A 13,901-nucleotide genomic window follows, 5' to 3' on the forward strand; every position below is an offset into this window, starting at 1 on the left:
ACTGCGAACCCCCGGTGCCCCCGCAGGGAATGACGTACGACCAGGCGCGATGATTCCCGCAGAGCGAAGAGATCCAGCCATCTGCCCGGGTCCCGAAAACGACATGCCGACGCCGTCGCCCGGTACTCCCGGTAACGCCATCTCCACGAATACCAGGACATCCCATGATCAGACGGCGTGACGAAGGCCGAAAACCGTCCGGACGTGTCTTCGAGATGCCTGTGCGGCAGTAGTAGGCTCACGCCGTTTGCTGACGGAACACCACCCGCACCGTGCGGGTCGAGCAGGGGGAGGCCATGCGCTTTCGCGGGAAGTCCATCCGCCGGAAGATCGTGGCGCTGCTGCTCGTCCCGCTGCTGTCGCTGACGGCCCTGTGGAGCTTCGCCACCGTACTGACCGGTCGGGAGGCGAGCCAGCTGCTGGCGGCGAGTTCCGTCGCGGAGCAGGTCGGCAAGCCCGTCGAGGACACCATCGACGTCATCCAGAAGGAACGCCGGCAGACGCTCGTCTACCTCGCGGACCGGCGTGCCTCCGGCGCGCAGCAGACCATGAACACCCGCCGGTCGGCCACCGACAGCGCCGTCGCCGCCGTACGCCGCAACTCGGAGTCGTCCTCGGTCCGCGACGATTTGACCTCCGACTCGTCGCGCCGGCTGAGCTCCCTGATCGACGCGTTCGACGGGCTCGACGCGCTGCGCCGGTCCGTGGACACGAACACCGTGACCCGCGCACAGGCGCTGGAGTTCTACAACGGCCTCATCGACCCCTCCCACGGGTTCCTGCTGACGCTTCACGCCCTCGACGACGTCGAACTCGAACGTCAGGGCCGCGCGCTGGTCGGCCTCTCACGGGCCCGCGAGATGCTCTCCCGCGAAGACGCCCTGATCGCCTCCGCGCTGACGACACGGAAGACGACCGCCCGGGAGATCCGCGAACTCACCGACCACGCCGCGCACCGGCAGGTCTACTACGAGACCAACCTCGAGATGCTTCCCGCCCGCGACCGGGGGACGTTCCAGCAGTACTGGCGCAGTCCCGAGACGGCGCCCCTGCGCGACGCGGAGGAACGCCTCATCGCCGCGGGACCCGCCGAGGGGCTCCCGCCGTCGGAGGCCGAGCGCTGGCAGCAGGCCGCCACCCCGGTCCTCGACAACCTCGACCGCGAAGCCGCCGACGCCCGCGACCGCTACCAGGACCGGGTCGAACCCGCCGCGTACGGCGTCCTCGTCAAGGCGGGCGTGGCGGGCGTGCTCGGCTTCCTCGCCCTGCTCGTCTCCGTCATCGTGTCCGTCCGCATCGGCCGCGATCTCGTCCGCGACCTGTCCCGGCTGCGCAAGGAGGCCCACGAGGTGTCCGGCGTACGGCTGCCCAGCGTCATGCGCCGCCTCGCCGCCGGAGAGCACGTCGACGTCGAGACGGAGGCACCGCGGCTCGAGTACGAGAAGGACGAGATCGGCCAGGCCGGGCAGGCCCTCAACACCCTCCAGCGGGCGGCCGTCGAGGCCGCGGTCCGCCAGGCGGACATGCGGCGCGGCGTCTCCGAGGTGTTCGTCAACCTCGCCCGCCGCAACCAGGTCCTGCTCCACCGTCAGCTGTCGCTCCTCGACACCATGGAGCGACGCACGGAGGACACCGAGGAACTGGCCGACCTCTTCCGTCTGGACCACCTCACCACCCGCATGCGGCGCCACGCGGAAGGCCTGGTGATCCTCTCGGGTGCGGCGCCCTCACGGCAGTGGCGCAAGCCCATCCAGCTGATGGACGTGGTGCGTGCGGCGGTCGCGGAGGTCGAGGACTACGAGCGCATCGAGGTGCGCAGGCTGCCGCGCATCGGCGTCGGCGGCCCCGCCGTCGCCGACCTCACCCACCTCATAGCCGAACTCCTCGAGAACGCCACGGTGTTCTCGCCGCCGCACACCGGCGTCCAGGTGCTCGGCGAGCGGGTGGCCAACGGCTTCACCCTGGAGATCCACGACCGCGGTCTCGGCATGGCGGCCGACGCCCTCCTCGAGGCCAACCTCCGGCTCGCGGAAACACCCGAGTTCGAGCTCTCCGACACCGACCGGCTCGGGCTGTTCGTCGTCAGCCGCCTTGCCCAGCGCCAGAACGTCCGGGTCTCGCTCCAGCAGTCCCCGTACGGCGGCACGACCGCCGTGGTCTTCATACCGGCGGCCCTGCTCACAGAGGCGCCGGAGACCCAGGGCACCGGATTCCGGCTCGACCGCAAGAGTGAGAGCGCCGCCGGCCGGCGCGGCGAGGGCAGGCAGCCCGCCCTGTCGAAGCTGCCCAGCGGCCTCGGGGCCGCCGCCGTCCTGGACGGCCCCGTCGAACTGGAGGCCCCGATCGGCGCGCTGGGCCTCGAGGAGCGGGACCGCTCGCTCCTCGGCGACGACCGTCCCATGCCGGCGGACCCCGGCCGCCTCGCCGACATCGAGGACGGCGAGAGCGAGCGGGGCGGCATCTTCCGCCCGCGCCGCCGAGGCGACGCGACGGGCGAGCAGCACCAGCAGGCTCCCGAGCGGTCGGAGGAGCACCGTGCCGGCCCGGTGCCCCTCCCGAGGCGCAGGCCCCCGACGCTCGTGGCAGATCACGGCCGCAGGGTCGACGAGCGGGGCGCGGACGGTCGCGGCCATCCGGCCCCGGAGGCTCGGCGGGCCGTGGAGCCCACCCCGTTCGCGAGGCCGCCGCTCTCGGCGGCTCCCGCACCGCTCATGTCCGACCGCCGCGACCGCGGCAGGTCGGGGCCCGTGTCCGGTCCGACGCCCGTGCCGCCCTCCGGCGACGCGGCACGACCGTGGCCGGCGCAGCAGCCCGACGAAGGCCCCGCGGCCGCCGCTCGGCTGCTGGACGGCCTGCCACGCCGCGTACGGCAGGCCAGCCTCGCACCCCAGCTCCGGGCCTCCGCCGCCGCTGCCGCGGAGCAGAGCGCCGCCTCCCCGGCGGCGGGCGAACCGGAGCGTGACGCGGACGAGGTCCGCAGCCGCATGGCCTCCATGCAGCGCGGCTGGCAGCGTGGCCGCCGCCGCAACGCCGAGGAGGCCGCGGCAGAACAAGGCACCGACCCGGCCGTCGGCGACGGCCGGACCGCACCAGGATCGACATCGGAGGGGGACGGTCGATGACCGCACCGCACGCCGCAGCAACCGACGCCACAGGGGACCGGTTCGGGGCCCAGCGCCCGGGTGGCCTCAACTGGCTCCTCGACGAGCTGGTCGACCGCGTCGCCAGTATCCGCAAGGCCCTGGTGCTTTCCAGCGACGGCCTTGCCACCGGTACTTCCCGGGAACTCACCCGTGAGGACAGCGAGCATCTCGCCGCCGTCGCGTCCGGCTTCCACAGTCTCGCCAAGGGAGTCGGCCGCCACTTCGACGCGGGTCAGGTCCGCCAGACCGTCGTCGAGCTCGACGAGGCGTTCCTCTTCGTCACCGCGGCGGGGGACGGCAGTTGCCTGGCCGTCCTCGCGGACGCCGACTCCGACGTGGGGCAGGTGGCGTACGAGATGACGCTGATGGTCAAGCGCGTCGGAGCGCACCTCGTCACTGCGCCACGGACCGGTCAGGCCGCCGGAGGGTGAGGCCATGAGTGAATCGCTGCGGCACGGCCGCAGGTCGCACCACTGGATCGACGCCGACGCCGGCCCGGTCGTGCGCCCGTACGCGATGACCCGCGGCCGCACCAGCCATGCCGGCCGCCACCGGCTCGACCTGATCGCCCTGGTCGTGCCGGAGGCAGCGGCCGACGACCCGGGCCGTGACCAGACGCTCTCGCCGGAACACGTCGAGATCGTCGAACGCTGTGGCAGCACCCCCCAGTCCATCGCCGAACTGGCCGCCGGTCTCGACCTGCCCGTCGGCGTGGTCCGTGTCCTCGTCGGCGACCTCGTCGACGACGCACTCGTACACGTAACCCGTCCCGTTCCGCCGGCCGAACTGCCGGACGTGAGCATTCTCCGCGAGGTGATCAATGGTCTTCGGGCGCTCTAGCCGCCGCAAGGCGCCGATCGAGCCGGTGACGCTGAAGATCTTGGTGGCAGGCGGCTTCGGCGTCGGCAAGACCACCCTGGTGGGCGCGGTCAGCGAGATCAAACCGCTGCGCACAGAGGAGACGCTCACCGAGGCCGGGCGGCCGGTGGACGACATCGCCGGCGTCGAGGGCAAGACGACCACCACGGTCGCCATGGACTTCGGGCGCATCACGCTCCGCGAGGACCTGGTCCTCTATCTGTTCGGCACCCCCGGACAGGACCGGTTCTGGTTCCTGTGGGACGAGTTGGCGCAGGGCGCGCTCGGGGCGGTCGTCCTCGCGGACACCCGTCGGCTGGAGGACTGCTTCGCCGGCGTCGACTACTTCGAGCGCAGAGGCATCCCGTTCGCGGTCGCCGTCAACTGCTTCGAGGGGGCGAACCGCTTCCCGGAGGAGTCCGTACGGGCGGCCCTCGACCTCGACCCCGAGGTGCCGCTGCTGATGGGCGACGCGCGCTCCCGCGAATCGGTCAAGGACATCCTTGTCGCCGTCGTCGAGCACGCGCTGACCCGCGCCGACCAGGTCCGCGAACACGCCACGACCGCCGGCGCCTGAGGCCGGGGCCGTAGCTCGCCGGCCGCCTCGTACGGACACCGCCCGTGCTCCCGCCGGCACTTGGGGACATGCCGTACTTCTCCGGCACGTGAGACGGACACGGCCCGTACCCCCACCGACCGGGGTACGGGCCGTGAGCTCCTCGCCGCCGGGGTCTCCTGACGGCCGCCAGATCGCAGGGACCGGTCAGGACTCGGCGGGGCGAAAGACCCTAGTTCCCGCCGGCGTCCTCCTCCCAGCCGAAGCTCTTCTCCACCGCCTTGCGCCAGTTGTGGTACTCGCGTTCGCGCACCTCGGCCTCCATCCGCGGTGACCACTCGACATCGCGCTGCCAGTGGGTCTTCAGCTCGTCCAGATCCGCCCAGACACCCGTCGCGAGCCCGGCCGCGTAGGCCGCGCCCAGGCAGGTCGTCTCAGAGACCCTCGGCCGGATCACCGGCACCCCCAGCACGTCCGCCTGATGCTGCATCAGCAGATTGTTGGCGGTCATGCCCCCGTCGACCTTGAGCGTGGTGATCTGCACGCCGGAGTCCTGGTACATCGCGTCGACCACCTCCCGCGTCTGCCAGCTGGTCGCCTCCAGGACCGCCCGGGCCAGGTGGGCCTTCGTCACGTACCTGGTCAGGCCGGTGACGACGCCGCGTGCGTCGGAACGCCAGTAGGGCGCGTAGAGGCCGGAGAAGGCCGGCACGATGTACGCGCCGCCGTTGTCCTCCACACTCGCGGCGAGTGTCTCGATCTCGCCCGCCGAGCGGATGATGCCGAGCTGGTCGCGGAACCACTGCACGAGGGCGCCGGTGATGGCGATGGAGCCCTCCAGGCAGTAGACGGGTGACTCGTCGCCGATCTTGTAGCCGAGCGTGGTGATCAGCCCGCTCTTCGAGGGGACGGGACGGTTGCCGGTGTTGAGGAGCAGGAAGCTGCCGGTGCCGTAGGTGTTCTTGGCCGTTCCGGTGTCGTAGCAGGCCTGGCCGAAGATCGCGGCCTGCTGGTCGCCGAGCGCGGAGGCCACCGGCACGCCCGCGAGCTGCCCGACGGCCGTCCCGTACACCTCGGAGGAGGACCGGATCTCGGGCAGCACCGCCCTGGGCACGTTCATGGCGGCGAGGATTTCCTCGTCCCACTGGAGAGTCCGCAGGTCCATCAGCATCGTCCGGGACGCGTTGGTGACGTCGGTGACGTGCATTCCGCCGTCCGTGCCGCCGGTGAGGTTCCAGATCAGCCAGGAGTCGATGGTTCCGAAGGCGATCTCGCCCCGCTCGGCCCGTGCGCGGAGCCCGGGAACGTTGTCCAGCAACCAGGCGGCCTTGGGGCCGGAGAAGTAGCTGGCGAGCGGCAGGCCGGTGGTGTCGCGGAAGCGGTCCTGCCCGTCGGCGCCGCCCAGTTCGTGACAGAGGGCGGCGGTACGGGTGTCCTGCCAGACGATGGCGTTGTGCACGGGCCTTCCGGTGGCCCGCTCCCACATGAGGGTCGTCTCACGCTGGTTGGTGATGCCGAGGGCGCTGAGCTGGTCGGCCCGCAGGCCGGCCTTGGCGACCGCCCCGGCGACGACCGCCTGCACCTTGGACCAGATCTCGGTGGCGTCGTGCTCCACCCACCCCGGCTTGGGGAAGATCTGGCGGTGTTCGCGCTGGTCGACGGCGACGATGGCGCCGTCCTGGTTGAAGATGATGCAGCGACTGGACGTGGTGCCCTGATCGATGGCGGCGACGAACCTGTCCGTCATGGCGTCCCCTTGTCGGACCTAGAAGGCTGCGTTGAAGATGACTCCGGCCAGTAGCCCGCCGATGATCGGTCCGGCCACCGGCACCCAGGCGTAACCCCAGTCGGAGGTCCCCTTGTTGGGGATCGGCAGCACGGCGTGCACGATGCGCGGGCCCAGGTCGCGGGCCGGGTTGATGGCGTAGCCGGTCGGGCCGCCGAGCGAGAGTCCGATGCCGACGACCAGCAGCGACACCAGCAGGATGGAGATGCCCGAGCCGTAGATCCCGGCGTCCTCCCCGGGGATCTGCCCGATGCCGATGCCGTCGTTCCTCCCGAACGCGAGGAGCGGGAGCACGAGTCCGATCGTGGCGATGACCTCGGTGAGGACGTTCGCCCACGGCTTGCGGATCTCCGGACCGGTCGCGAAGATCCCCAGCGTCGGCTGGGCGTCGGCGATGTTCGCGTTGGCCTGGAACTGTGCGAAGTAGACCAGGTAGGCGAGTACGGCGCCGAGGACCGCGCCCACCATCTGCGCCAGGATGTAGAGCGGTACCTTGGCCCATTCGCCGGTGTCGACGGCGAGTCCCACAGTCACGGCCGGGTTGAGGTGCCCGCCCGACAGCGGTGCGGCGGTGTACGCGCCGGCCAGTACGCCGAAGCCCCAGCCGAAGGCGATGACGACCCAGCCGGCCGCCCTGGCCTTCGAATGGTGCAGTGTGACGGCGGCGCAGACGCCCGCCCCGAAGAGGATGAGTATCGCGGTTCCTATGACCTCACCGAGAAATATGTCCGAGTTGCTCATGGCGGCTCCTTGGCCCTCACCCGGGACACCGGCCCCGGCCCTCCGTGCAGGGTTCGCGCTCCATGTGCGTTCCATGGATCCCATGGCTGCGGAGCCGAGGGCAGGGCGGGTCCCTGCCACGCCCGGCGTCCGTGACGAGCGTGTGAGCGTGTGCGGCGGCCGGCGGGGCTGCCGACGAACAGGCAGTTTTCACCTGCCGTGATGGGCCGTCAAGGCTGCGCACAGCGTGCGCAGTTCACGGGCGGTGCTGGACACCGGCGCCAGGAACGTCAAGCGGCTCAGGACCCTCCAGGGACGCCCCCGACCGCGAACCAAGGCGGAAGCGCCCCGGTTCGCGGTGTTCCCGGTACGCGCGGGGACTACCGGTGGCCGGCCGTGCGACGCACCCGCCGGGTCGGTTCACGGCGCGGCGAGCGTCCCAGCGCGTCAGGGGGGTCTGCCGCGGTGGAACGGGCCCTCAGCGGTTCTCCGCCAGCCACTTGGCCGCGATCTCGGCCAGTTCCCCGTCCCTGCCCGACAGCATCATCCGGATCATCTGCACGTCGCCACGGAGCGACCACGCGGGATGCCCGAACGTCGCCGGGTTGTTCTTCTCGATGAAGAAGTGGGCCGGCCACGCCGTCCCGTACCCGATGAGCGGCAGGGCGGCCAGATACCGCTTCCGCCCCCGCGCCAGCCCGTACACGCTGACCGCGAGCCCGGTCAGCGTGCCCGTCAGATGCACCCAGCGGGTCGCCGCCCGTGAGTGCATCGCGACGTAGTAGGGCCAGAACTCCTCGTACGACTCGAACGTCTGCTGTTGCGCCATTCCCGCACCGTAGCCGCCACGGCGCGCGGCGTCAGCCCACCCGGTGCCCCGCCACCGAACGCACGGCGACGGGGAAGTCGAAGTACGTGCCGGGGAACGGCTCCGGCTTGTACGTGAAGTGCCACCACTCCTCCGGCAGGTTGACGAACCCGACCGCCGCCAGCGTGCCCCGCAGCAGATCGCGGTTGGCGCGCTGCTCGCCCGTGACCCGCGGGTCGTCGGTGTGCGACAGCGTGTCGAAGCAGTCGTAGCCGGTCCCCATGTCGACGGAGTTGTCCGGGAAACGGTCGTCCTTCGGCGCGTAGCACGGCACGAGCGCCTCACCGGGGACGTGCGGACGGGTGGGCGCCGTCGGCAGCTTCACGAGCGTCAGGTCCACGGTGCTGCCCCGGCTGTGGCCGGACTTCTCCGCGATGTAACCGTCCGCGAACAGACGCGACTTGTCGACATGCGGATAGAACTCCTCCTTCATCGACTCGTCCTCGAGATCCTTGGCCCACCGGACGAAGTGGTCGACGGCGCGTTGCGGGCGGTAGCAGTCGTACACCTTCAGTGAATAGCCCTGCCGCAGCAGCTGTGACTGCGCCCTGCGCAGGGCCTCGGCCGCCGGGCGCGTGAGGATGCACAGCGGCTGCCGGTACCCGTCCACCGGCTCTCCCATGAAGTTGTGCTCCGTCGTGTAGCGCATCTCCTGGATGACGGTCGGCGCCACGGTGCGCAGCGCCACGAACTCCCGCGGCGCCTTCGGCTCCGGAGCGGCCTGGGCGGCGGGCGCCACCGAGGAGACGCAGAGCAGAGCCGCTGCCGCGGCGGTCAGAACACGGACGGCTGAACCAAGTCGAGTCATGGCCCCACCGTTTACCAGTAACCGCTCCGCGCGGAAAGGGTGATCGGGTACAGTCCGCGCGTGTCCAAGGACTCCTACTGCGGCCACTGCGGAGCGCCGTACGGCGCTGACACGGGCCGGCCGCGCACCTGCCCGGCCTGCGGTACGACTTCCTACCGCAATCCGCTGCCGGTCGCCGTCGCCCTCCAGCCCGTGCACGATCCTGCCCACGGCACCGGCCTCGTCGTCATCACGCGCACCATCGAACCCGTGCGCGGCGGCACCGCCCTGCCCGGCGGTTTCGTCGATCACCGCGAGGACTGGCGGCACGCGGTGGTCCGCGAACTGTGGGAGGAGACCGGCATCAAGGCCCCGGAGCACGAGGTGCGGCTCGCCGACGTCCTCAGCTCCCCGGGCGGCCACATGCTCGTGTTCGGGCTGCTGCCGGCACGCCCGGCGGCAGCCCTGCCGCCGTTCGTCCCCACCGACGAGACCGGCGAGCGGCGGCTCCTGCACGCCCCGGAGCCGTTGGCCTTCCCGCTGCACACCCTCGCGGCACGAAACTGGTTCGCCGGCGCCTACGACCGCTGAGACCGACCTCTCATTCGAGCCCCCGTACCCGCACCGGCCCCTCCACCGCCGACTGACCGTCGTCCGTGGCCCGTTCCACCACCACACGCCCGTCCGCCAGCCGTGACGTGTACCGCTCGATCTCCGGCTCCGCCCACCCCTCCCCGGCGTCCCGCACCACCAACCCGCCGCCCCTGCGTCCCGCGGCCGGGGCCCACACCTCCAGCCCGACCCGGTCCGCCCGCGTACCGCCGTCCTGGGCGCCGGCGCCCTGTGCGCCGCCGTCGTCGAGCACGGGAAGCACCGCCCCCGCCCGCGCGAGTACCGGGATCCGCGACAGCGGCGCGTCCACCAGCACCTGCCCGGGACCCTCGTACGGCCGGCCCGAATCCGTGTCGTACCACCGTCCGCGCGGCAGCCGCACGGCCCGCCGGTCGGCCCCGGGCTCCAGGACCGGTGCCACCAGCAGCGAGTCGCCCAGCAGGAAGGCGTCCTCGCAGTCCCGCAGCGCCCGGTCCCCGGCAGAACGCCACCACAGGGGACGCACATACGGCGCCCCCGTCAGCCGCGCCAGGTGCGCCAGGGTCATGAAGTACGGCGCGAGCCGCTCCCGCTCCACCAGTACGGCCCTCGCCTGCGCCGCCACCTCCGGCCCGTACGCCCAGGGCGCCGCGGAGTCCCGCAGCCGCAACAGCGGCAGATACGCCGACAGCTGGAGCCGGCGCAGGTACAGCTCGGCGGACAGCCCGTCGCCGCCCTCCACGTCCGTGCCCGTGAACGGGACGCCGCAGAGCCCGAGGCCCATCACCAGCGACAGCGCGGCACGCAGCCCCGGCCAGCCCGTCGTCACGTCCGCCGCCCAGGCACCCCCGTACTTCTGCATGCCCGCCCAGCCGGACCGGGAGACAAGAAGCGGCCGCTCCTCGGGAAGCGTCCCGCGCATCCCCTCGTACGCAGCCCGCGCCATGGCCAGCCCGTAGACGTTGTGGGCCTCACGGTGGTCGCCGCCGCGGCCCTCCAGCACGTGCCGTGACGAACGGGGGAGGGTCGCACCGGCGAACGCCGTACAGGACACCGGCTCGTTCCCGTCCAGCCACATACCGGCGAAACCCACCGCGGACACCTGCCCGGACAGCTCCCCCACCACTCGCGCACCCGCGGATCCGTGAAGTCCGGGAACACGCAGTCGCCCGGGCCGGCCGTTCCCCGCACCTCGGCACCGCCCGCGTCCCGGACGAACAGTCCCGCCGCGGAACCCTGCCCGTACAGCACGTCCTCGGGCCCGGCGCTCACCGCCGGACCCACCGCACGTACCAACCGCACCCCGTCCTCACGGAGATCCTTCGCCAGGACGGACAGCCGCGGAAATCCGTCGAGGTCCGCAGAGGGCCCGGACCGCGCACCGCGGGGGCCGCCGACATGGACCGCGGACAGCGGCAGCCCGCGTTCCCGATGAGCGTCGACCGTACGGCGCACGTCCTCCTCGCCCCCGGCCGGCCGGACATGCTGCGGGCCCAGCGCCCACGACGGAGGCAGCGCCGGCGCGCCGGTCAACTGCGCCCAGCCGCCGAGGACGCGTGCCGGTGTGCCCACCAGCACCCAGCTGCGCAGCGGCCCGCCGTCCATCCGCACCTCGACCGTGCCGGGCCTGTCGTGCCCGGAACCGGCGCCCTCCTGACCCTCGCGCACGACGACGCGGCCGTCCCACGTGTTGTCGTGGAACGCCAGATGGCAGCCGGCGTCGGCCACCACGGTCTGCACCGGCATCGTGATGTGCAGCGGATCGTCGCCGGGCCCGAACCCCGCCCGCGCCGCCCTGTTCCACAGCCGGTACGACCCGTCACGCAGCCGGGGCCCCGACGTCCGGCCGCCGAGGCCGAACAGCCGGGCGTCGGCCGAGATCTCGCTGCGCTGCACCCAGCGGGCAGGGCCCCCTTCCACCGGCTCCCACCAGCGCGGTGGCAGGTCCCGGCGCAGCACCACACCGCCGGGCGTACGGATCTCCACCACGCCGTGCCGTGAGACGGCGACCGTCAGACGCTCGGACACCACCTGCCACCCGCCGTCCTTGTCCGGCTCCAGCCCGGCCCGCGGGTCCGGCTCCGGGGGAGCACCGGCCAGCGCGTACGACGGCTCCGGCCGCGCACCGTCCCAGCCCCGGAACACCGCCCCGCCCACCGTCACCACGATGTGCAGCTCGGAACGGGCGAACCGAACGGTCCCGCCGCCCGGCAGCGGCTCCGCCCCCTCCGTCGGCCCCGGCACTCTTGCCCGCTCGGCGCCGCGGGGCGGCAGCCCCACGGAATCGGCCCGGTGCCGGCGCCACGCCGAGCGCATCGCCCGCAGCCCCTGTGCCGTACCGAGAGTTGTCACCGCGCGCACCAGATCACGACCGTCCATGCCCTTCACCCTGCCACCGGGGAGGAGGCGGCGATGCGCTGTTCAACTGCCGTTCACCCATGGTGGGAGCACATATTCGCCACGCCGACCATGGGGGATCCGCCCTGGTGCGAATGACGATCACATGGCATCGTCCTGTCAGCCGCGTCCGCGCACACCCCGCCCGTGCGCGGCGCACGCATACACCGCGTAGAGCCAGCCCGGGAGCCGCCCCATGACCTCAGCATCGAACCACGCCCCTCTCTGGCAGCCCGATCCCGACCGCATCGCCGCCGCCCGGATCACCCGCTTCCAGGCCTGGGCGGCCGAGCGGCACGGGGCTCCGGCCGAGGGGGTTACCAGGCGCTGCACCGCTGGTCCGTCGACGAGCTGGAGACGTTCTGGCAGGCGGTCGCCGAGTGGTTCGAGATCCGCTTCTCCACTCCGTACGCCCGCGTGCTCGCCGACCGCTCGATGCCCGGCGCCCAGTGGTTCTCCGGCGCCACCCTCAATTACGCGGAGCACGCCCTGCGCACGGCCGAGGACCCGGCGCGCGCACATGACCCCGCTCTGCTCCATGTGGACGAGACACATGAGCCGATGCCCATCAGCTGGTCGGAGCTCCGCCGCCAGGTCGGAGCGCTCGCCGCGGAACTGCGCGCCCTCGGCGTACGCCCCGGCGACCGCGTCAGCGGCTACCTCTCCAACATCCCGCAGGCAGTCACCGCCTTCCTCGCCACCGCGGCCGTCGGTGCCGTGTGGACGTCCTGCGCCCCCGACTTCGGGGCCCGCAGCGTCCTCGACCGTTTCCAGCAGGTCGAACCCGTCGTCCTGTTCACCGTCGACGGCTACCGCTACGGCGGCAAGGAGCACGACCGCACGCAGACGGTCGCCGAACTCCGGCGCGAACTGCCCACACTGCGCGCGGTCGTCCACATCCCGCTGCTCGGCACCGACGCCCCCGAGGGCGCCCTCGACTGGTCCGCCGTGACCTCGCAGGATGCCGAACCGGTCTTCGAACCGGTTCCCTTCGACCATCCCCTGTGGGTGCTCTACTCCTCCGGCACCACCGGCCTCCCCAAGGCCATCGTCCAGTCGCAGGGCGGGATCCTGCTGGAGCACTACAAGCAGATCGGCCTGCACTGCGACCTCGGTCCCGACGACCGCTTCTTCTGGTACACCTCCACCGGCTGGATGATGTGGAACTTCCTCGTCTCCGGCCTGCTCACCGGCACCACCGTGGTCCTGTACGACGGCAGCCCCGGCTACCCCGACACCGGCGCCCAGTGGCGCGTCGCCGAACGCACCGGCGCCACCCTGTTCGGGACCTCCGCGGCCTACGTCATGGCCTGCGCCAAGGCCGACGTCCACCCCGGCCGGGACTTCGACCTCTCCCGCGTCAAGTGCGTCGCCACCACCGGCTCCCCACTGCCGCCCGACGGCTTCCGATGGCTCCACGACGAGGTGGCGGACGACCTGTGGATCGCCTCCGTCAGCGGCGGAACGGACGTGTGCAGCTGTTTCGCCGGCGCCGTCCCCACCCTCCCGGTCGAGATCGGCGAACTCCAGGCCGCCTGCCTCGGCACCGACCTCCAGTCCTGGGACCCGCAGGGCAAACCGGTCATCGACGAGGTCGGCGAACTGGTGGTCACCAACCCGATGCCGTCGATGCCCATCCGCTTCTGGAACGACCCCGACGGCAGCCGCTACCGCGACAGCTACTTCGAGATGTACCCGGGCGTCTGGCGGCACGGCGACTGGATCACCATCACCGACCGCGGCTCCGTGATCATCCACGGCCGCTCCGACTCCACACTCAACCGCCAGGGCGTCCGCATGGGTTCCGCCGACATCTACGAAGTCGTCGAACGCCTTCCGGAGATCCGCGAGTCCCTCGTCATCGGCCTCGAGGAACCGGACGGCGGCTACTGGATGCCGCTCTTCGTCCACCTCGCGGAAGGCGCCGTCCTCGACGACGCCCTCCACGCCCGGATCAAGCAGTCCATCCGCGAGAACCTCTCCCCACGCCACGTACCGGACGACATCATCGAGGTTCCCGGCGTTCCCCACACCCTCACCGGCAAGCGCATCGAGGTCCCGGTCAAGCGGCTCCTCCAAGGCACCCCGCTCGCCAAGGCGGTCAACCCGGGCTCCGTCGACAACCTCGCGCTCCTCGGCTTCTACGAGGACATCGCTCGCAACCGCACGTGACCCCGGACCGCACCCCGGGCCCG

Annotated in this window: 9 protein-coding genes and 2 pseudogenes; 6 read left to right on the forward strand and 5 right to left on the reverse strand. The window is 71.9% G+C overall.

The genetic code is table 11. From position 1 onward, the window contains the following. The first annotated feature begins 296 nt into the window (after window positions 1-296). Genes GLX30_RS29590 through GLX30_RS29605 form a run of 4 tightly spaced genes read left to right on the forward strand, consistent with a single transcriptional unit; the run spans window position 297 to window position 4,578 of the window. On the forward strand, window positions 297-3,122 hold the full coding sequence (locus GLX30_RS29590) for a nitrate- and nitrite sensing domain-containing protein (protein WP_159693957.1): 2,826 nt from the start codon (window positions 297-299) through the stop codon (window positions 3,120-3,122). After that, on the forward strand, window positions 3,119-3,574 hold the full coding sequence (locus GLX30_RS29595; protein ID WP_159693960.1) for a roadblock/LC7 domain-containing protein: 456 nt from the start codon (window positions 3,119-3,121) through the stop codon (window positions 3,572-3,574). The genes GLX30_RS29590 and GLX30_RS29595 overlap by 4 nt, the downstream gene beginning before the upstream one ends. A 4-nt stretch (window positions 3,575-3,578) precedes the next feature. Next, complete coding sequence (locus tag GLX30_RS29600) at window positions 3,579-3,983, forward strand: DUF742 domain-containing protein (RefSeq protein WP_005320095.1); 405 nt, start codon at window positions 3,579-3,581, stop codon at window positions 3,981-3,983. Beyond that, window positions 3,964-4,578 carry an ATP/GTP-binding protein gene (locus tag GLX30_RS29605; RefSeq protein ID WP_159693962.1) on the forward strand — a complete coding sequence of 205 codons (615 nt, stop codon included), beginning with the start codon at window positions 3,964-3,966 and terminating at the stop codon, window positions 4,576-4,578. Before GLX30_RS29600 ends, GLX30_RS29605 begins: the two co-directional genes overlap by 20 nt. Window positions 4,579-4,789: 211 nt before the next feature. On the opposite strand, the gene glpK is transcribed toward GLX30_RS29605, so the two are convergent. The 4 genes from glpK to GLX30_RS29625 form a co-directional block, all read right to left on the reverse strand. Continuing rightward, window positions 4,790-6,304 carry a glycerol kinase GlpK gene (glpK, locus tag GLX30_RS29610; protein ID WP_159693964.1) on the reverse strand — a complete coding sequence of 505 codons (1,515 nt, stop codon included), beginning with the start codon at window positions 6,302-6,304 and terminating at the stop codon, window positions 4,790-4,792. Between the two features lie 18 nt (window positions 6,305-6,322). Beyond that, window positions 6,323-7,084, reverse strand: coding sequence for an MIP/aquaporin family protein (locus tag GLX30_RS29615; protein WP_159693966.1), 762 nt, complete (start codon window positions 7,082-7,084; stop codon window positions 6,323-6,325). Window positions 7,085-7,541: 457 nt separating this feature from the next. Then, window positions 7,542-7,892, reverse strand: a complete 351-nt coding sequence (locus GLX30_RS29620) for a DUF962 domain-containing protein (protein ID WP_159693968.1) — start codon at window positions 7,890-7,892, stop codon at window positions 7,542-7,544. Between the two features lie 31 nt (window positions 7,893-7,923). After that, entirely contained in the window at window positions 7,924-8,739 is an 816-nt protein-coding gene (locus GLX30_RS29625; protein ID WP_159693970.1) for a M15 family metallopeptidase, read from the reverse strand. A 60-nt stretch (window positions 8,740-8,799) separates the two neighbouring features. Here GLX30_RS29625 and GLX30_RS29630 point away from each other — a divergent pair, with 60 nt between their 5' ends. Beyond that, window positions 8,800-9,309, forward strand: coding sequence for an NUDIX domain-containing protein (locus GLX30_RS29630; protein ID WP_244258314.1), 510 nt, complete (start codon window positions 8,800-8,802; stop codon window positions 9,307-9,309). Between the two features lie 10 nt (window positions 9,310-9,319). Here GLX30_RS29630 and GLX30_RS29635 read toward each other — a convergent pair. Further along, a pseudogene (locus GLX30_RS29635) lies at window positions 9,320-11,688 on the reverse strand (glycoside hydrolase family 31 protein). 214 nt (window positions 11,689-11,902) lie between these two features. On the opposite strand from GLX30_RS29635, the pseudogene GLX30_RS29640 reads away from it, so the two are divergent. After that, window positions 11,903-13,878: pseudogene (locus GLX30_RS29640) on the forward strand (acetoacetate--CoA ligase). Window positions 13,879-13,901: the final 23 nt, after the last annotated feature.

It is taken from the genome of Streptomyces sp. Tu 2975, assembly GCF_009832925.1.
Taxonomy (GTDB): Bacteria; Actinomycetota; Actinomycetes; order Streptomycetales; family Streptomycetaceae; genus Streptomyces.

Bases quoted from the DNA above. Each gene is read 5' to 3' on its own strand.
- GLX30_RS29605 (WP_159693962.1), top strand. From the start codon at position 3,964: ATGGTCTTCGGGCGCTCTAGCCGCCGCAAGGCGCCGATCGAGCCGGTG.
- GLX30_RS29595 (WP_159693960.1), top strand. From the start codon at position 3,119: ATGACCGCACCGCACGCCGCAGCAACCGACGCCACAGGGGACCGGTTC.
- GLX30_RS29625 (WP_159693970.1), bottom strand. From the start codon at position 8,739: ATGACTCGACTTGGTTCAGCCGTCCGTGTTCTGACCGCCGCGGCAGCG.
- GLX30_RS29615 (WP_159693966.1), bottom strand. From the start codon at position 7,084: ATGAGCAACTCGGACATATTTCTCGGTGAGGTCATAGGAACCGCGATA.
- GLX30_RS29600 (WP_005320095.1), top strand. From the start codon at position 3,579: ATGAGTGAATCGCTGCGGCACGGCCGCAGGTCGCACCACTGGATCGAC.
- GLX30_RS29620 (WP_159693968.1), bottom strand. From the start codon at position 7,892: ATGGCGCAACAGCAGACGTTCGAGTCGTACGAGGAGTTCTGGCCCTAC.
- GLX30_RS29590 (WP_159693957.1), top strand. From the start codon at position 297: ATGCGCTTTCGCGGGAAGTCCATCCGCCGGAAGATCGTGGCGCTGCTG.
- glpK (WP_159693964.1), bottom strand. From the start codon at position 6,304: ATGACGGACAGGTTCGTCGCCGCCATCGATCAGGGCACCACGTCCAGT.